20 protein-coding genes are annotated in these 18,247 nt (G+C 65.2%); 3 read left to right on the top strand and 17 right to left on the bottom strand.

The features are described 5' to 3' along the window. Positions 1-21 precede the first annotated feature (21 nt). Positions 22-327 (bottom strand): STAS domain-containing protein, encoded by a 306-nt coding sequence (locus IB256_RS04610; protein WP_081519284.1) that lies wholly within the window; start codon positions 325-327, stop codon positions 22-24. A gap of 249 nt (positions 328-576) precedes the next feature. Here IB256_RS04610 and IB256_RS04605 point away from each other — a divergent pair, with 249 nt between their 5' ends. The 3 genes from IB256_RS04605 (at position 577) to IB256_RS04595 (ending at position 2,930) form a co-directional block, all read left to right on the top strand. Beyond that, entirely contained in the window at positions 577-1,293 is a 717-nt protein-coding gene (locus IB256_RS04605; protein WP_081519283.1) for a TorF family putative porin, read from the top strand. A gap of 169 nt (positions 1,294-1,462) precedes the next feature. Further along, positions 1,463-2,263: an AraC family transcriptional regulator gene (locus IB256_RS04600; protein WP_192291010.1), complete on the top strand. Its 801-nt coding sequence runs from the start codon at positions 1,463-1,465 to the stop codon at positions 2,261-2,263. 49 nt (positions 2,264-2,312) lie between these two features. Next, a complete protein-coding gene (locus tag IB256_RS04595; protein ID WP_192401461.1) occupies positions 2,313-2,930 on the top strand; it encodes a LysE family translocator in 618 nt (205 codons plus the stop codon). Between the two features lie 9 nt (positions 2,931-2,939). Here the strand turns inward: IB256_RS04595 and IB256_RS04590 are convergent, their stop codons facing one another. The 16 genes from IB256_RS04590 to IB256_RS04515 all read right to left on the bottom strand — a co-directional run bounded on the left by IB256_RS04590 (position 2,940) and on the right by IB256_RS04515 (position 18,238). Next, positions 2,940-3,593 carry a DUF1345 domain-containing protein gene (locus tag IB256_RS04590; RefSeq protein WP_192291014.1) on the bottom strand — a complete coding sequence of 218 codons (654 nt, stop codon included), beginning with the start codon at positions 3,591-3,593 and terminating at the stop codon, positions 2,940-2,942. After that, on the bottom strand, positions 3,581-4,417 hold the full coding sequence (locus IB256_RS04585) for an aminoglycoside phosphotransferase family protein (protein WP_192291016.1): 837 nt from the start codon (positions 4,415-4,417) through the stop codon (positions 3,581-3,583). Before IB256_RS04585 ends, IB256_RS04590 begins: the two co-directional genes overlap by 13 nt. Before the next feature lie 61 nt (positions 4,418-4,478). Further along, positions 4,479-4,925: a flagellar export protein FliJ gene (gene fliJ, locus IB256_RS04580; protein WP_081519279.1), complete on the bottom strand. Its 447-nt coding sequence runs from the start codon at positions 4,923-4,925 to the stop codon at positions 4,479-4,481. A 127-nt stretch (positions 4,926-5,052) separates the two neighbouring features. Further along, entirely contained in the window at positions 5,053-6,408 is a 1,356-nt protein-coding gene (gene fliI / locus IB256_RS04575; RefSeq protein ID WP_081519278.1) for a flagellar protein export ATPase FliI, read from the bottom strand. Beyond that, positions 6,398-7,195 carry a flagellar assembly protein FliH gene (gene fliH / locus IB256_RS04570; RefSeq protein WP_151187846.1) on the bottom strand — a complete coding sequence of 266 codons (798 nt, stop codon included), beginning with the start codon at positions 7,193-7,195 and terminating at the stop codon, positions 6,398-6,400. Before fliH ends, fliI begins: the two co-directional genes overlap by 11 nt. A 1-nt stretch (position 7,196) precedes the next feature. Continuing rightward, complete coding sequence (gene fliG, locus IB256_RS04565; RefSeq protein WP_045212107.1) at positions 7,197-8,213, bottom strand: flagellar motor switch protein FliG; 1,017 nt, start codon at positions 8,211-8,213, stop codon at positions 7,197-7,199. Continuing rightward, the gene (fliF, locus tag IB256_RS04560) at positions 8,206-9,999 is read right to left on the bottom strand and encodes a flagellar basal-body MS-ring/collar protein FliF (RefSeq protein ID WP_192401459.1); all 1,794 of its coding nucleotides are present in this window, start codon (positions 9,997-9,999) and stop codon (positions 8,206-8,208) included. The genes fliG and fliF overlap by 8 nt, the downstream gene beginning before the upstream one ends. Positions 10,000-10,018: 19 nt before the next feature. Beyond that, positions 10,019-10,348, bottom strand: a complete 330-nt coding sequence (fliE, locus tag IB256_RS04555; protein WP_138215092.1) for a flagellar hook-basal body complex protein FliE — start codon at positions 10,346-10,348, stop codon at positions 10,019-10,021. 184 nt (positions 10,349-10,532) lie between these two features. Then, the gene (locus IB256_RS04550) at positions 10,533-10,871 is read right to left on the bottom strand and encodes an endonuclease domain-containing protein (RefSeq protein WP_192291022.1); all 339 of its coding nucleotides are present in this window, start codon (positions 10,869-10,871) and stop codon (positions 10,533-10,535) included. A gap of 155 nt (positions 10,872-11,026) precedes the next feature. Next, a complete protein-coding gene (fleR, locus tag IB256_RS04545) occupies positions 11,027-12,442 on the bottom strand; it encodes a sigma-54-dependent response regulator transcription factor FleR (protein WP_192291024.1) in 1,416 nt (471 codons plus the stop codon). Positions 12,443-12,447: 5 nt separating this feature from the next. Then, entirely contained in the window at positions 12,448-13,677 is a 1,230-nt protein-coding gene (locus IB256_RS04540; protein ID WP_412547951.1) for a sensor histidine kinase, read from the bottom strand. Positions 13,678-13,799: 122 nt separating this feature from the next. Further along, positions 13,800-15,275 carry a sigma-54 dependent transcriptional regulator gene (locus tag IB256_RS04535; RefSeq protein WP_045212115.1) on the bottom strand — a complete coding sequence of 492 codons (1,476 nt, stop codon included), beginning with the start codon at positions 15,273-15,275 and terminating at the stop codon, positions 13,800-13,802. Between the two features lie 269 nt (positions 15,276-15,544). Beyond that, complete coding sequence (gene fliT / locus IB256_RS04530; protein WP_045212118.1) at positions 15,545-15,841, bottom strand: flagellar protein FliT; 297 nt, start codon at positions 15,839-15,841, stop codon at positions 15,545-15,547. 26 nt (positions 15,842-15,867) lie between these two features. Next, positions 15,868-16,248, bottom strand: coding sequence for a flagellar export chaperone FliS (gene fliS / locus IB256_RS04525; RefSeq protein ID WP_192291025.1), 381 nt, complete (start codon positions 16,246-16,248; stop codon positions 15,868-15,870). Positions 16,249-16,391: 143 nt separating this feature from the next. Beyond that, positions 16,392-17,798, bottom strand: coding sequence for a flagellar filament capping protein FliD (gene fliD / locus IB256_RS04520; RefSeq protein WP_192291027.1), 1,407 nt, complete (start codon positions 17,796-17,798; stop codon positions 16,392-16,394). Between the two features lie 101 nt (positions 17,799-17,899). Next, positions 17,900-18,238, bottom strand: coding sequence for a flagellar protein FlaG (locus tag IB256_RS04515; RefSeq protein ID WP_138215098.1), 339 nt, complete (start codon positions 18,236-18,238; stop codon positions 17,900-17,902). Positions 18,239-18,247 lie beyond the last annotated feature (9 nt).

Raw genomic sequence — 18,247 nt, 5'->3', positions numbered from 1 at the left:
GCCACTGCAGAGCGAGCCGCGTCAGCTGATCTTGAACAGCTGCTCGAAGTTCGAGATGGACAGCACCTTGCGCACGTCCGGATTGCAGTGCGCCAGGCTGATCTGCGCGCTCTCGCCGCCGGCGTGGTCGCGCAGCAGCAGGAGCATGCCCAGCGCCGAGCTGTCGAGGTAGGTGGCACCCTTCAGGTCCACCACATAGCGCTTGGGCGTGGTCTCTACGCGTTCGTAGGCGTTGCGGAATTCCTGGTGCGCGCCGAAATCGAAACGTCCCTGGACCACGATGGTGAGCTCCTGCCCGTCAGCGGAGGGAACGGAAGTGATGGCCATGGGATTCTCCTTATCGATCGATGGTCGCGCACGAGCTTGAAGATGTAGCAGCTAGCGGGGACAGCGGCAACCTCGGCGAACGATGGGAAACCGCCTCGCCAGACCGGTCGAACGGTACCCCGGCAGGTCGATTAATGGACCGCCGGTCGCCACAGGCGCGGCGAATGCCTTTACCCTTTTACGCGTGCGACGCAGAGCGAAGGCTCGCAAGAGGCCTTGGAAGGGTCGCACCCGCAAGAAGGGGGGAGCATGTACAAGTCCATTCTCATCGCGGCCTGCGTGTTGTGCGCGGCGCCGTACGCAGGTGCCCAGGTGATGCAGCGCGAGCTGGGCGATTTCGAACTCAAGTTCGCCAACTCGCCAACGCGCAGCATGGCCCAGGGGCTGGTCCAGCCGGGCCAGGCCAACAGCGCCCAGGGCGGCCTCGACATAACCCACGACAGTGGCTGGTACGTGGGCAGCTGGACCTCGAACATCGAGCAGGAAAAGCCGCTGGAGATCGACAGCTACGCCGGCTTCAAGCACCCGCTGGGCGACGGCAAGCTGGGCTACGAAGTGGGCACCCTGCGCTACACCCGGCCGGAACAGCCCGACTACGACAGCCAGGCCCTGTACGGCGGCCTCTCGGTATTCGGCAGCCGTCTCGGCGCGGCCTACAGCGCCCAGGCCGGGCGCAGCACCACCACGCTGTTCACCGACCTGGGCGTGCAGCCTGACCTCGGCTTTGACGTGACCTTCAAGTATTCCACCTACAACCTCGCCTCCCCCGTGAGTCTGAACAGCGGTGGCAGCGTCAGCGAATTCGGCGACTGGTCAGTGAACTTCAGCCGCCCCTGGAACGGCATTGATCTGAACTTCTCCTACAGCGGCAGCAGCCTGACCGGCGGCGACTGCAGCGCCTACTCCGGGCACAATGCCTATTGCGACTCGGCGTTCATGTTCAAGGCCTCACGACCGTTCTTCTGAGACGCCAGCCCCTCACCCCAGCCCTCTCCCAGGGGGGGAAAGGGCTGGGGTGAGGGCGAGACCTCGCGCGGAAAGCTCCCGGCGCCGAGAAAGTCAATTTCATTCAAGATCGACGCTGTACCAGGGACTACTCTGCCTATCACCTCTCCGCGCCCGCAGGCCTGACCCAATGCTGCACCGAGTGAACTGCACCGCCGCCGCACTGCCCGGCCTGCGCATCGTCGAGATACTCACGCAGCGCAGCTTCCCGCGCCACGCCCATGACGAGTACGGCATCGGCGTGATGCTCGAAGGCGGGCACAGCTCCTGGAGTGGCCGCGGACAGATCGAGGCCGGGCCCTGCGACATCATCACCGTGAACCCCAATGAACTGCACGACGGCATTCCCCTGCGCGGTGCGCCGCGGCGCTGGTGGATGCTCTACGTGGAGCCGGCACTGTTGGCAGAACTGGCCGGCGGGGAAATGGCCCGACGCGAGTTCACCATACCCGCCCTCGCCGACCGACAACTCGCCCAGCGCATTGCCAGCCTGCTGCAACATCTGCCGGGCGCCTGTGCGGAGGAAGCCAGCGAAGGCGTGCTCGACCTGTTCGGCGAACTACTCGACCAGCGCCTCGACACAAGCGTGGCGACCCTGCCGTCCCGCAGCGTGGCACGCATGCTCGAACGGATTCACGACGACCCGCGCAATGCCCCCGCGCTGGTGGAGCTGGCCGGCATTGCCGGGCTGACCCCCTTCGCGGCGCTGCGTCGCTTCCGCCGCGAACTGGGCACTACGCCCCACGCCTACCTCCTGCAGTACCGCGTAAGACAGGCCCACAAGGCCATCGGCGAAGGCCGCACGCTAGCCGACGCCGCTCTGCTCGCCGGCTTCGCCGACCAGTCGCACATGACCCGCGCCTTCGCCCGCCAGCTCGGGCTGACACCGGGGCAATGGCGCTCATCGTTCAGGCAGCCGCCAACGCCCTGATCGCCCCGGTCTCACGGCCTCACTTCTTCCACACAGGAAACCCACGGGAATGAACGCAGAATTCCTGCTGACGGCGTTCGTCGTCGTTTTGCTGCCCGGCACCGGCGTGCTCTACACCCTGGCCGTCGGCCTCGGCCTGGGCGCCCGCGCCGCCACCCTCGCGGCGCTGGGCTGCACGCTGGGCATGCTCCCGCAATTGCTGGCCGCCACCTTCGGCCTGTCGCTGATCCTGCAGGCCAGCGCGGCCAGCATCCAGCTCATCCGGCTGCTTGGCACCGCGTACCTGCTCTTCATCGCCTGGCAGGTGTTTCGCGGCAGCGGCGCCGTGGCGCTGGATTCGACCAGCAGCCCGCGCAGCACCCCGCAGCTGGTAGGCACCGGGCTCTGGCTGAACCTGCTCAACCCCAAGCTCGGGCTGTTCTTCCTGGCCTTCCTGCCGCAGTTCGTGCCGGCCGGCAGCGAGGACACGCAGGGGCTGTTCCTGATGCTGGGCCTGGTGTTCGCACTGATGACCTTCGTCGTGTTCATCGGCTACGGACTGCTGGCATCCTGGGTGCGCGATTATGTGATCGGGCGTCCGGCGGTGATGACGCTGATCCGCTGGAGCTTCACCCTCGCCTTCGTCGTGCTGGCGCTACGGCTGGCTGTCGAGGCGCTTCATCCCTGAATACCCACGCTAGCCGATCAGCCCCGCGCCCATGTTGATCGCCAGCCCCAGGATCGCGGTGTTGAACAGGAAGCCGATCACCGAGTGCGCCAGCACCACCTTGCGCATCGCACGCGAGGCGATTTCCACGTCGGAGGTCTGCACCGCCACGCTGAGGGTGAAGGAAAAGTAGAGGAAGTCCCAGTAGTCCGGATTCATCTCGCCCTCGGGGAAGCGCAGCGCTGGCTCCGCCGCATCGGCCGAGTAGAACTGCCGGGCGTAGTGCATGGTGAAGATGGTACCGATGAGGAACCACGAGCCCAGCACCGTGCTGGCGGTAAAGGCGTAGCGGACGATCTTCTCACTGCCGTTGGCGTGCCCGGCAGTTGCCAGCTCGACGACGATGGCGACCAGGCTGGCCACGGCGGCAACGGTGACCAGCACCAGTACCGCTTCGGCATTCTCGTCCTCGATCTCGGCCAGCCGGCGCACCTCTGCGGGTGCTGCGCGCAGGGCCAGCCAACCGATCAGTAGCACGTAGAGCCAGGCCATGCAGTTCCAGCCCAATAGCACACGGGTCATGGGCGCAAACGGGTAGCACGCCAGCCCCACCAGCGCCCCCATGACGACGGAGCTGATCAGTCGCGGATGCGCCTGCAACAGGGCTCGGTTCAGGCGCAGCATGCCATGCGGTCCAGCTCGGCGGCGGCCAGATGCGCCACGCTCAGGTCGCTGTCGGCGGCCATGCCATCGTCGAGGAACCAGGCGGCGGAGAGACCGGCGAAAGCCAGCACCCATTCCAGCAGGCGGCGCCGGTCGACGCGTGCGTGTTCGACGATCACGTCGAGCTGACGCAGGAAGCGCGTACGCTCGCGGGAGGTCGGCAGGTCCGGATTGCACAGCAGGTTGGCGTAGTCGAACAGGCGCTCGCCGAAGAGCCGCTTGGGGTCGATGGCCAGCCAGCCGCGCTCGCCGAAGTCGAGGACGTTGTCGTGGTGGACATCGCCGTGCAGCACGCGCCGGTCATGCTCGCTGGCCAGCAGCGCCTCGGCGGTTTCCAGGCAGCGCGGGAACAGGCCGCCGTAGCGCGTGGCTGCCGGTGCCAGATCGCGGAACCACTGGCGCAGGTCGAGCAGCTCCGGCGCCGGCGTATCGCGCGGCCAGTGCAAGCGGCGCACCGTGTCGCAGACGATGCGGCTGGCCTGGTCGTCCTCACCGTGGAGCGCCATGTGCATCAAGGAACGGCTGCCCTCGGCACGCTCCATCAGGATCGTGTCGCCATCGTAGGCAAAGACCTGCGCTGCGCCCTCGCCGCACCACCAGTTCATCACCAGCCCACCGCCCTGCTCATCGACATCCAGTGCGCGCTTGATCATCGCAGCCCGTCCCATCCAGCGGACCGGCAGCAGATGGCTGCTGGGAGTGATGATCGGCTCACCCTCGGGGACGAGCTGCCAGAGTTGCAGGACGCGCTGGAAATCCACAGGCACAGGCGTGGGAAGAGGCATGAAGGGGTCCAACCTGGGAGACTGACTGGAGCCTAGCACGGCGTTCCGCGGAACCCGACCGCTATTGCTCGGCGGAAGGCTTCAGGCGCTGGGCGAATTCGTCGAGCTGTTTCTGCTCGTACTTGTCGGCGGCCAGGCGCGCTTCCTCGCGATAGCGCTCCACCAGCTTGCGCAGGCCTTCGAGGCGTGCGTACTTCTCCTGCCAGATGACCCGCGCCTTGCCCACGTTGGTCTCGTGGAAAGCCACCGAGCGATTCTGCTGCTCGACGGCGCCTTCGAGCTGGGACAGGAAGCGCTGGTAGTTGATCAGCCACTGGCCGCTGACGCCCTGCTGGCCGTTGGTGATCCATTGCTGCTGGTAGTCGTAGCGGTAGCGCTCCAGCTCGGCGAGCTTGCGCTGCGCCTGCTGCAACTGGCCCTGCATCTGGCCGAGCTGGCGCGCGGCCTCGCGCTCGGCCTTGAGCGCCATGTCCACCACCGGGGCGAGGCGTTCGGCGCGGCGGTTCACAGGCTCACCACAAGCCGTAGGATGGGTGGAGCGGAGCGATATCCATGCTGCAACTCGCCACGAGCTGAAAGACGATGGGTATCGCAAGCTCCACCCACCCTACGAAAAGCCCTTCCTGGCCGCTTCATCAGCCAGCCTTGCCGCTGACGACCGCATCCAGCAGCAGGCGGCTGTCGTCGAGGTTCTGGCTCTCATCGAGGGCCTGGCGCAGGAACTGGCGCATGATCGGGAAGCGCTGGATGGCCAGGTCGGTTTCCGGATCGCCGCCGGCCACGTAGGCGCCGACGCTGATCAGGTCGCGGCTCTGCTGGTAGCGCGACCACAGCTGCTTGAAGCGCTGGGCGTCACGCATGTGCTCGGGCGTAGTGACCTGGGGCATCACCCGGCTGATCGAAGCTTCGATGTCGATGGCCGGGTAATGGCCTTCCTCGGCCAGCCGGCGCGACAGCACGAAGTGGCCGTCGAGCACACCCCGCGCGGCGTCGGCGATCGGGTCCTGCTGGTCGTCGCCTTCGCTGAGCACGGTGTAGAACGCGGTGATCGAACCGCCGCCCTTCTCGCCGTTGCCGGCACGCTCGACCAGGCGCGGCAGCTTGGCGAACACCGAGGGCGGATAGCCCTTGGTCGCCGGCGGCTCGCCGATGGCCAGGGCGATCTCACGCTGGGCCTGGGCGTAACGGGTCAGGGAATCCATCAGCAACAGGACGTTCTTGCCCTTGTCGCGGAAGTACTCGGCGATCCGGGTGCAGTACTGCGCGGCGCGCAGCCGCATCAGCGGCGCATCGTCCGCCGGCGAAGCAACGACCACGGAGCGCTTCAGGCCTTCCTCGCCGAGGATGTGCTCGATGAATTCCTTCACTTCGCGGCCCCGTTCGCCGATCAGCCCGACCACGATGATGTCGGCCTTGGTGAAGCGGGTCATCATGCCCAGCAGCACGGATTTACCGACGCCGGTACCGGCGAACAGGCCCAGGCGCTGGCCACGGCCCACAGTGAGCAGGGAGTTGATCGAGCGGATGCCGACGTCCATCGGCTCGTGGATCGGGTCGCGCGCCAGCGGGTTGATGATCGGGCCGTCCATCGGCACCCAGTCCTCGGCGCGCATGCCGCCCTTGCCGTCCAGCGCGCGGCCGACGCCGTCGAGCACACGACCGAGCATGGACATGCCCATGGGCAGCCGGCCGGAGTCCGGCAGCGGCACCACGCGAGCGCCGGGGGCGATGCCAACGAGGCTGCCCACCGGCATGAGGTAGATCTTGCTGCCGGCGAAACCCATTACTTCGGCTTCCACTTGCACCGGGTGATAACCGCCGTCGTTGATCACCTGGCAGCGGCTACCGACGGCGGCCTGCAGGCCCTCGGCCTCCAGCGTCAGGCCGACCATGCGCAGCAGGCGGCCTTCCACCACCGGCTGGGTCGGCAGGCTCACGGCGTCGCTGTAGCCCTGCAGGCGGCGGGCGAAGCTGACGCGATCAAGACGCATCGGCGCCGCCCTGATCGGCTTCGAGGTTCACGTGCAGGTCTGGCTCCAGGGCATGGGTCGCCTGGTCGCGCTGCTGCTCGAAGAGCTGCTTCACGGCCTGGGCCAGGCGCGTTTCGACAGTGGCGTCGATGCGCGAATGTTCGGTCTCGATGCGGCAGCCGCCGGGCAGCAGGCCGTCGTCCTCGATGATTTTCCAGCTTTCCTCGTGGCGATCGCGCAGGGCCTTCACCAGTTCGAAGTCCTGCGGGTTGACCTGGATGCGGATGTTGCTGGCGCCCATCGGCAGCAGCTTGAGCGCCTCGCGCAGCACCAGGCGGATCTGACTGGAATCGGTGGCCAGCTCGCGCTGCACCACCTGGCGCACCACGTGGGTCACCAGGTTGAGCATGCCCTGCTCGAGCATCTGGTCCTGTTCGGCAATGGGCTCGAGCAGGTGCGACATCAGGGTTTCGAGATTCTGCAGGCGCGGTTGCAGCGCCGCGTCGGCTTCCTGACGCGCCTTGATCTGGCCGGCGTGGAAGCCGTCCTTTTCGCCGGTGGAGAAGCCCTCGTTGTAGGCCTCCTGGCGAATCGCCTCGAGCTCGTCGAGGGTCAGCGGCTTGACCTCTTCCTCGGGCACCTCTTCGATCTGCGGCGGCTCCTCGACTACCGGTTCGGGTTCGGGCTCAGGTTCCGGGGCCGGCCGCGCCGGGTCGAAGCTGGGCAGCGACCAGCGGTCGAAGCCCGCCACGTCGCGCGCGCGGATCAATTCGCTGAGTTTGTCTTCATCCTTCGCCGGCGGTACCACGTCAGATCATCTCCTCGCCGCCTTTGCCACCCAGCACGATTTCGCCGGACTCGGCCATACGGCGGGCGATGGTGAGGATTTCCTTCTGCGCACCTTCCACTTCGCTGACGCGCACCGGACCCTTGGCCTCCAGGTCGTCGCGCAGCAGTTCGGCGGCACGCTTGGACATGTTGCGGAAGATCTTCTCGCGGATCGCCTCGTCCGAGCCCTTGAGGGCCAGCACCAGCACGTCCGAGGACACCTCGCGCAGCAGTGCCTGGATGCCACGGTCGTCGACGTCGGCGAGGTTGTCGAAGACAAACATCAGGTCTTCGATCTGGCCCGACAGGTCCTCGTCGACTTCGCGGATGGCGTCCATCAGCGCGCCTTCGACCGAGCTGTCGAGGTAGTTCATGATGTCCGCCGCGCGCTTCACGCCGCCCATCGTGGTGCGGGTGGAGTTGGCGTTGCCGGCGAACTGTTTCTCCAGGATCAGGTTCAGTTCCTTGAGCGCGGACGGCTGCACGGTGTTGAGCGAGGACACGCGCAGGATGATGTCCAGGCGCACCTTGTGGTCGAAGTGACTGAGCACTTCGCCGGCCTGGTCCGGGTCGAGGTAGGCGACCACGATGGCCTGGATCTGCGGGTGCTCGTAGCGGATCACGTCGGCCACGGCGCGCGGCTCCATCCACTTCAGGCTGTCCAGGCCGCTGGTGTTGCCGCCCAGCAGGATGCGGTCGATGAGGTTGTTCGCCTTATCCTCGCCCAGGGCCTGGGTGAGCATCTTGCGGATGTAGCTGTCGGCGCCAACGCCCAGGCTGGTCTGGTCGCCGACGATCTCGACGAACTCGCCCATCACCTGCTCGACCTGCTCACGGTGCACGTTGCGCATCTGCGCCATGGCCACGCCGACCTTCTGCACTTCCTTCGGCCCCATGTGGCGCAGCACCTGCGCGGCATCGGTCTCACCCAGGGAGAGCAGGAGGATGGCAGCCTTGTCGACCTTGTTCAGTTTGGCGTTCATGCGCGCTTCACTCATCGGAATTGATCCAGTCCTTCACTACCTGGGCAACGCGCCCCGGGTCCTGGGCGACCAGTGTCTTGATCGCATTCAATTGTGCATCGTACCCCTCGGACGGGCTGGGCAGCAGGATGCTGGCCGGGCCACCGAGGCTCACGCGGTCTTCGGACAACTCGCCCTCCAGACCGCCCAACTCGCCCAGGCCACCTTCGCCTGCTGCGCCACCGGCCACCAGGGCCTTGCTCTTGTTGCCCGACAGGTTGTTCAGCACCGGGCGCAGCACGCCCAGCACCAGCACCAGGATGAAGACGATGCCCAGCACCTGCTTGACCACGTCCCAGAACCACGGCTGGGAGTAGAACGGCGGCGATGCAATTTCATCGCCAAGTTCCGGGGCGAACGGCGCGTTGATCACGCTGACGCTGTCGCCACGGCTGGCGTCATAGCCTACCGCGTCCTGCACCAGGCGGGTGAAACGACCCAGCTCATCGGCGGTCCAGGGCTGGTGGCTGACTTCGCCGGTCTTCGGATCGGCGATCATGCGGTCATCCAGCACCACCGCGACGGAAAGCCGGCGCAGGCGACCCTGCTGCTGCTTGGTGTAGCTCACCGAGCGATCCAGCTCGTAGTTGCGGGTGTTCTGCTGGCGCTTGTCGGTCGGGTACGGCGCCAGTTCCGGCTTGCCGGTCTTCGGGTCGATGATCGGCTGGCCGTTGGCGTCCTTCAGCGGCTGGCCCGGCGCGACGAAGTCCGCCGGCTTGTTCTGTGCAGTGGTCTGCGGCGCGCTGGACGGGCCCGGAGGCTGGTTCGACAGCGCACCCGGCACGCCCTGCGGGCCGTTGCTGTTCTGCCGTTCCTCGTTGTTGCTCTGCTCGCTGCGCAGGGCCGGCTGGTCCGGATTGAACGACTCCGAGGTGGATTCCACCGCGCTGAAGTCGACGTCCGCCGACACCTCGGCCTTGTAGCGGCCGCTACCCAGCACCGGCGCGAGGATGCTGTGCACGCGCTGGGTGAAGTTGGTTTCCATGCGTCGGGTGAAGTCGAACTGCTTGCCGGCCATGGTCAGCTCGGAGAGCTCCTGCTGGTCGGAGAGCAGGTTGCCCTTCTGGTCGACCACGGTGACCTGGGATTTGTCCAGTTCCGGCACGCTGGTGGCGACCAGGTTGACGATGGCCAGCACCTGGCTCGGCTCCAGGGTGCGGCCCGGGTACAACTCGACCAGCACCGAGGCGCTGGGCTTGCGGTCGTCACGGACGAACACCGAGCTCTTGGGGATCGCCAGGTGCACACGGGCGCCCTTGACGTTATTCAGGCTGGAGACGGTACGCGCCAGCTCGCCTTCCAGGCCGCGACGGTAGTTGGTCGCTTCCATGAACTGGCTGGTGCCCAGCGCCTGTTCCTTGTCGAGGATCTCGAAGCCGACGTTGCTGTCGGTCGGAGCCAGGCCGGCACCGGCGACTTTCATGCGTGCACGGCCCAGGTCGTCGGCCTTCACCAGCAGCGCGCCGGAGTTGGGCTCGATCTTGTAGCCGATGTCGGCGGCGGACAGCGCTTCGACCACCTTGTTGGCGTCGACGCCGTTGAGGCTGCCGTACAGCGGCTTGTAGTCCGGCTGCTGCGACCACAGGACCATGCCGAAACCGATGGCGATGCTCGCGGCGAGACCGACTAGCAGGCCGACCTGACGCAGCACCGGCATGTCCGCGAGGTTCTCGAGGAAAGTCAGGCCGAGCAGCGGCTTTTTCGGCGCGTCAGCGCCGACCTTGGCCGGAACCTGACTTTCAACAACGGAGGCTTGGGACATTACCTACGATCCTCGCCGCTCAAACCGGCATCTGCATGATGTCCTGGTACGCCTGGACGAGCTTGTTGCGTACCTGGGTCATCGCCTGGAAAGAAACACTGGCCTTCTGGGAGGCAATCATCACCTGGGTGAGATCGACACCGCTCTGCCCCATCTCGAACGCGTTCGCCATGTCGGAGGCGACCTGCTGGGTACCGTTCACCTTGTCCACGGCCTGCCCGAGCATCTGCGAGAAGCTTGGCGCCCCCGGCTCGGCCGGTGCGGCCTGCGTCTTCGCCTTGGCCATGGCCTCCATTTGCATGGAGCGCATTTCCAGCAGCAGACGATTGAACTCGATACCCTGACTCATCACTTACCCCTCCGACTGGCCGCGGTTTTTTGACACTGCGCAGCGCTTTGCAGAGGTGATTGCAACTTGGGTGCCAGTTTCTTAGGGCGTAGGAAAAATGCGCAGGATGGCTCTGGGATGGGGATTCAGGGACTTCTGTTCAGGCGCTCCTGGCTGAGTCCTTTGGGGCGGTGGCAAAGGCCCCTCACCCCGCGCCGGACTCGACCGTCAATCGAAGCGCCTCCAGCACGACGTCCGTGCGCGCCAGCACATCATGGTTCCAGAACCGAACGACGCGAATCCCCTGCTCCACCAGCCAGGCATCGCGCTCAATGTCGTACGCAGACTCCAGATGCTGGCCACCATCGAGCTCCACCGCCATCCGCAGCTCATGGCAATAGAAGTCCAGCACATACCGGCCACTCGGCACCTGACGCCTGAACTTCAAACCGAGGAATCTGCGATCCCGCAGATATCCCCACAACCTGGACTCAGCGTCGGTTTGCCGCCGCCGCAACTGACGCGCGAATTCCACCTCTTCCACGGCACTCTCCTCCTATCGATAGACCAGGAAGAAAGCTCAGCGAATCTCTTGAGAAGTGCAGTCGGGCGCGGCGTCAACATGCCAGCGAAAAAGCCGAGTCCAACCAAGAAAAGGCCCGCACGAATGCGGGCCAGGAGGGGTTGCCTGTCAGGGGCTCAACTGGCGTAGAGATAAGCCTCCACGTCCATGCCGGCGTCGCGCATCTGCGCGAGCTTGTAACGCAGAGTGCGCGGGCTGATACCCAGACGCTCGGCGGCCTCCTTGCGGCGGCCGCGCTCACTGCGCAAGGTGTCGATGATCATCTGGAACTCGCGGCGCTTGAGGTCCTCACCCAGTTGCCCGGCTTCGGTGGAAGTCGGTGACGGAATTTCGACACCAGCCGGAGCCTGCGGCGCAGGTGTCGCCGGCACCGCTGTCAGCACCGGGCGCGGAGCCAGTCCGATAGGCGCGGTCAGACAGAGGTCTGCGGCCTGCACCTGCCCGCCCTGCTGCAGGATCAAAGAGCGCTGGATGGCGTTGTCCAACTCGCGCACGTTGCCCGGCCAGGGATGTGCCAGCAAAGCGGCGCGGGCGTCGTCGGCCAGAGTGACCGGTGCGTGATTCATCTTGCGGGCGTACTTGGCCAGCAGGCGTTCGGCCAGCGGCAGGATATCGGCGGGACGCTCGCGCAGTGGGCGCCAGGCCAGCGGAAAGACCGACAGGCGATAGTAGAGGTCTTCGCGGAAACGCCCGGCAGCCACTTCACCCAGCAGGTCGCGGTTGGTGGTGGCGAGCACGCGGATGTCGAGGCTGATCGGCTTGCGCGCACCGACGCGCTCCACTTCCCGCTCCTGCAGCACACGCAGCAGCTTGGCCTGCAGGGCCAGCGGCATTTCGGAGATTTCGTCGAGCAGGATGGTGCCGCCGTCGGCCAGTTCGAACTTGCCCGGCTGGGCGGCAATGGCGCCGGTGAAGGCGCCCTTCTCGTGGCCGAACAGGGTGGCCTCGAGCATGTTGTCCGGGATCGCCGCGCAGTTGATCGCGACGAAGGGTTTGCCGACACGCGGCGACTGCTGATGGATGTACTGCGCCAGGACTTCCTTGCCGGTACCGGACTCGCCGGAAATCAGCACGGTGGAATCGCTGCGCGCAACACGCGCAGCCAGCTCGAGCAATTGCAGGCTGGCCGGTTCCAGGGCCACCGGACCTTCGCCGACGCTGCTGGGTACGGCACCCAGCGCATGACGAGCCACCAGCTCCAGCAATGCACGCGGCTCGAACGGCTTGACCAGATAATCGGCCGCGCCCTGGCGCATGGCGTCCACCGCGCGGTCAACGGCGCCGTAGGCAGTCATCAGCAGCACCGGCAGTTGCGGATGGCGCTTGCGGATCAGGCCGAGCAACTGATGCCCGTCCATGCCGGGCATGTTCACGTCGCTGATCACCAGACTGAAGTTGTCCTTCTCCAGCGCCGGCAGAGCGGCCTCGGCACAGTCGACGGCGACGAAGTCGTGCCCGCCGAGCGAGAGGGTATCGGAGAGGGCTTCACGAAGGGCGCGGTCGTCTTCGACCAGCAGGACTTTGGCGGCCATGGAAATCACTCCTCGTGGACGACGGGTTGAGCCAGGATCAGCGGAAGGATCAGGGTGGCGCAGGTACCGACACCGGGACGCGAGCGCAGGCGCAGCTCACCCTGGTGGGCCTTGGCGACGGCTTTCACCACGGCCAGGCCGAGGCCGGTGCCGGTGGTCTTGGTGGTGAAGAAAGGCTCGCCCAGGCGCGCCAGGGTTTCCGCGCTCATGCCCGGGCCGTTGTCGCTGATCGACAGGCGCAGGCTGTTGCCGCGCTGGTACAGGTGCACCTTCAGGCGCACATCGCGGCCGGCGGCCTGGATGGCGTTCTCCACCAGGTTGAGCACAGTGCCGACCAGGGTGTCGCGATTGCACAGCAGCTCGCCGACGCGAGCGTCGCACTGCCAGCGCAGGTTGAGGCCGGCGACGTGGGATTCGGCGGCGGCGCGCAGGCTGGCAAACAACTGGTTGGGCGCGAGGCGATCCGGCAGGGGCAGCTCGCCGCGGGCGAACACCAGCATGTCGCGCACCTGGCTTTCCAACTCGTGCAGGCGCTCCTTGATGCGCCCGGCGAAGCGCTGCTGATGCTCGACCGGCAGCTCGCCCTCGCTCAGATGACCGGCATAGAGCATGGCGGCGGACAGCGGAGTGCGAATCTGGTGGGCCAGGGAGGCGACCATGCGGCCCAGGGCGGATAGGCGCTCGTGGCGGGCGAGCTGGTCCTGCAGGCGACGGGTTTCCGTCAGGTCATTGAGCAGGATGAGCTGGCCGGGCTCGCCGTTCAGCGGGCGGATGGCGATGGACACGCGGCGGCCATCGCGCAGGGAAACTTCGTGGCCATCGTCGGCACGCGGGGCGAAGCTGCGGGCGATGACTTCACGCCAGAGCATGCCCACCAGCGGTTTGCCGAGCAGCGCGACCGCCACCGGATTGGCGTCGCGCACCACGCCCTGACCGTCGATCATGATCACGCCACCAGGCAACACATCGAGCAGGCTCTGCAGGCGGTTGGCCTGACGCTCCTTCTCCGCCAGCTCCTGCATGCGCTGCGCGCTGACCAGGGCGAGTTCGCCCTTCAGCTCGGTGACGCGGGCTTCCAGCAGGCTGTAGGACTGGTTGAGCTGGCTGGACATCTGGCTGAACAGCTCGAAGGTCTGCTCCAGATGGGCGCGGCTCTGCTGCTCCACCGGCACCTGCAGCGCTTCTGCCGGCAGTTGGGGAGCAAGTTCAGTCTGGCGATTGGTGGCGGGCATCATGCGGGTTTTCCTCATCCGTCCGACGGCGTGAATCTGTCGGTCGGATGAGTCTTAGCAAACCCCGTGCCTAAAATTTACTCGTTATATTTCAATGACTTGAAAAAACGAGTCAGGCGAAGGCGTCAATCCTCCGCCATTTCCTCTTCACGGCGGCTCATGCCGTACTTGCGCATTTTCTCCACCAGGGTGGTGCGGCGGATGCGCAGGCGTTCGGCGGCGCGGGCGACGACGCCACTGGCGTCATCCAGCGCCTGCTGGATCAGCCCCTGCTCGAGGTTGGCGAGGTAGTCCTTCAGGTCGATGCCCTCGGCCGGCAGCATGGCCGGCGAGTCGAGGCCCGGCAGCCCGGCGGTGATCGCCGCGCGTTCTTCAAGCTCTTCGCGCAGGCTGGTCGCCAGCTGCTCGTCTTCGTCGTCGACGTGACGGAATTTCTTCGGCAGCTCGCCCACGCCGATCACGCCATAGGGGTGCATGATCGCCAGGCGCTCGACGAGGTTCGCCAGCTCACGCACGTTGCCCGGCCAGTCGTGGCGGCAGAGCGACATGATGGCGGCGGAGTTGAAGCGGATCGAACCGCGCTTCTCGTGCTCCATGCGCGAGATCAGCTCATTCATCAGCAGCGGGATGTCCTCGACGCGCTCGCGCAGCGGGGCCATCTCAATGGGGAAGACGTTGAGGCGGTAGTAGAGGTCTTCGCGGAAGCTGCCGTCCTCGATCATCTTCTCGAGGTTCTTGTGGGTCGCGGCGATGATGCGCACGTCCACGTTCTGCGTCTTGTTGCTGCCCACGCGCTCGAAGGTGCGCTCCTGCAGCACGCGCAGCAGCTTGACCTGCATCGGCAGCGGCATGTCGCCGATCTCGTCGAGGAACAGGGTGCCGCCGTTGGCCAGCTCGAAGCGCCCGGCACGGGTGGTGATGGCGCCGGTGAAGGCGCCCTTCTCGTGACCGAACAGTTCGCTTTCCAGCAGCTCCGCCGGGATCGCACCGCAGTTGACCGGCACGAAGGGCGCGTCGCGGCGCTTGGAGTGGTAATGCAGGTTGCGCGCCACCACTTCCTTGCCGGTGCCGGACTCGCCGAGTATCAGCACGCTGGCGTCGGTATCGGCGACCTGCTGCATCATCTGCCGCACCTGCTGGATGGCACGGCTGGTGCCCACCAGGCTGCGGAACAGGTTGGGCTCGCGCTGGCGACCGCGCTCGCGGGCCTGGTCATACATCTCGCGGTAGACCTGGGCGCGGTGCAGGGAATCGAGCAGCTTGTTGTAGCTGGGCGGCATCTCGAGGCTGGCCAGCACGCGGCGGCGCAGCTCCTCGGGCCATTCGTTGGGTACCGGTTCGCCCATCAGCAGGACCGGCAGGTACTCGTCCCAGGACGCGAGCTGCTTGAGCAGCTCCAGCGCCCCGCCCTTGCTCTCCACGGCGCCGACCAGTACGCAGAGCACGTCACGGCTGCCATTGGGAAGCGGGTCGACGACCTGGCGCCAGTCGCGGCTGCTGCAGGACAGTTGGTCTTCACCCAGGAAGCTGATGATCACCGAGAGGTCCCGGCAACGGTCCTGGTTGTCATCGATCACGAGGATTTTCGTTTCGCGCCACATCTTAGCTTGTCATCCCGGGCTTGAAGGCCGTACTACGGCGGCTGACACGACCTGGCCACAGCACAATTTCCTCGTGCTAGCCAGCATTTGGCCACTAGTTAAGTCAAAATTGTGGCTCGAGTCAAATTTATGGCGTGTTTTTTTTGGTGCGGCCCGACGAAGGGTGTTGATCCCCGTCATGGCAATTGAAATGGAGCGTAGTTCGAAGCGGAGGCGGCGGCCACCGGCACTTGGCCGATCACCGCCGAAAGAGAGCCGATCCGAATGGATCAGCCGAACATCTGGTAAACCTTGGCGCCCTGGTGCGAACGGTTGACGCGGACGATCTCGGTGGCCACTTCTTCACGCTGCCGGGTGACGGCCTGGACCAGCTCGCGGTACAGCGCCAGCAACCCTTCGAGGCTGCGCTTGAGATCACTGTCATCGTCCATCGGCTCGACCATAGCGGCGTCGACATGCTCGCGACACTGGAGGTCGAGTTGGGCGACGGCTTCCCAGTCTTCCTGGGCAAGCGCGGCTCCCAAAGCGAGGCGGGTCTGTTCGATCTGCTGGACGGCGAGAGTCATGTTCGGTATCTCCTGGCGAGCTGCGATCACTGCGCAATCGCGTCCCAGCCTTCCTTGATGGTACGCAGCAGGCCCGACACCTCGTCGAGGACTTCCAGGTCATTGCTGCGGTTGGCCTCGCCCAGGCGACGGCTCATGTAGTCGTACAGGTTGGCATAGTTTTCGGCCAGCTCACCACCGGCTTCGAAATTCAGCGCTTCGCGCAGACCGGCGAGAATCCCGGTGGCCTTGCCGATCAGGATACCTTTCTGCGCGTACTGCGCACGCTCCATCGAGCCGCGAGCCTGGGCGATGCGGCTCAGGCCACCCTCCATCAGCATCTGGATCAGACGATGGGGAGAGGCGTCGTGCACCTGAGACTGGTTGTTCACGTTCTGGTACTGACGCATGGCTGCCGAAGCGTTCATCTGATATCCCCTTGATTCGCCGAACGATCAAATCGTTGATATTCAGGATATCGGCGCTGGCGAAAAAACCTTTAGGCGAAATTCAGCACTGGCGTACTGCCGCACGACCCCGCCGCAGAGCGGCGCGGCCTGCGGCAGCGGCATCAGCTGTCGGAGCTGCTGGACTTGTTCAGCGCGTTGAGCGTGGTCAGCACACTGGACTTGGTGGCATTGAGCTGAGCGACCAGGGAGTCCATGGCGTTGTACTTGGCCATGAGCGTGGTAGTCAGCTTGTCCATGCGATCGGTCAGCTTGGTCTGCTGATCCGCCAGGTCGCTGAGGGTGCCGTTCAGCGCCGAAGTGCGCTGATCGAGCAGGCCATTGGTCTTGGTATACGCGTCGAGGTTGCCGCTCATGCGCGAGAGCAGTCCACCGGAACCGGTGAAGAAGCCCTGCACCGAGGCGAAATTCTGTTCCAGCGCCTTGTCCAGCTTGTCGCTGTCTACTGCCAGGGTACCGTCGGTCTTGGTCGAAATACCCAGCTGCGACAGCAGTTTGATGCTGCCGCCTTCGGTAGAGGAGCCGACCAGCTCGCTGCGCATGGTATTTAGCAGCGTACGCGTCATGGCGTCACTGGCCAGCGAGGCCGCCGAGGTGGTCGGATTGCCGTCGGCGTCAGTGGTGTTGGTGATCTTGGTCAGCGAATTGATCGAGGTCATCAACGCGTTGTAGGCATCGACGAAAGACTGGACCGAGGTCTTCAGGCCATCGGTGTTGGTATCCACCGTGACGGTGGACTTGCCCTCGTCGACCAGATCGAATTCGACGCCACTGATGGCGCTGGTGATCTTGTTCACCGAGCTGCTCATTTCCAGGCCGTCGATGGTGTAGCTGGCGTTCTTCGCCGGCTCGTCGACATAACCGCCGGTCGTGGCGGAGGCCTTGGTGCCGGCGCCGTCGATCTTGAGCACACCCAGACTCGAATCCCCGGTGGTGGCGATGCTGATGTCGCTGCCAGAACCGGTGACGCTGGAACCCAGCACCAGGCGGGGCCCGTTGGAGTCGGTGATGATGTTCGCGGTGAGACCGCTGGACTTGAGCTGGCTGTTGATGCTGTCACGGATGTCCGACAGGCTCGCGCCGGCGGCGACGCTGACCTTATAGGTGCTGCTGCCCTGAGAGATGCTCAGGGTGCCCGCGCCGAAGGTGGCCGCCTTGTCGATGTACTGCGTTGCCACCTTGGAGCTGGTGGCCAGGTTCTTCACCTCGATCTTGTACGTACCCGCTGCAGCCCCGGTACCCAGGGTGGCAGTCAGAGCATCGGTGTTGGAGCTTTTCACCGCCAGACCGGCAAAGGAATTGGAGCTGGAGTCGTTGAGTTTGCTCAGCGCTGTCTGGAAGGTCGACAGGGCGCTCTTGAGCGAACCGATACCGGAGAGCGTGGTATTGGTCGCGGTCTTCTGATTGGTGATCTGACTCTGTTTCGGCGCCTTCTGCGCGTTCACCAGCGAAGTCACGATGGAGTCGATGTCGTATCCCGACCCCACACCATTGATCGAAGTCCCGGCCATTTGCCTACCCTCCTGTCCAAATTTCTGGCGGAATTGACTCTACCGCCTGCGTCTATCAACGCTTCATTCAAGAATCGCGCCAGATCTTTCGCAATCTGAGATCAGGCACGTTCGCTGAACAGCAGATTACCCGCTTCCTTCAGGCTTTCTGCCAACTTGAGTGCAACTTCCGAAGGAATCTGCCGAATAACCTCGCCAGTATCCGAGGCCACAACCTTCACGACGGTTTCGCCACTGGCGTCATCGACCGAGAATTCCAGGTTGCGCTGCACCGACTGAGCCTGTTCACGCAGCCGGCTGACGGCTTCGTTCAGGCTGCGCCGGTTATTGGCCGGCGACTCCTTGGCGCTCTGCGGCAAGCTGTTGCCGCTGGCCGGCTTGCTGCCCGCGGCGGCGTTGTCGGCCGGTCGCAGGGTGTTGATTCCGAGGCTGGTATCCATCAGGTTTCA

The organism is Pseudomonas sp. PDM17 (assembly GCF_014851985.1).
In the GTDB taxonomy this organism is placed as follows: domain Bacteria; phylum Pseudomonadota; class Gammaproteobacteria; order Pseudomonadales; family Pseudomonadaceae; genus Pseudomonas.
The sequence above is the reverse complement of the archived record's forward strand: the minus strand, read 5'-3'. Positions and strand labels throughout refer to the sequence as shown.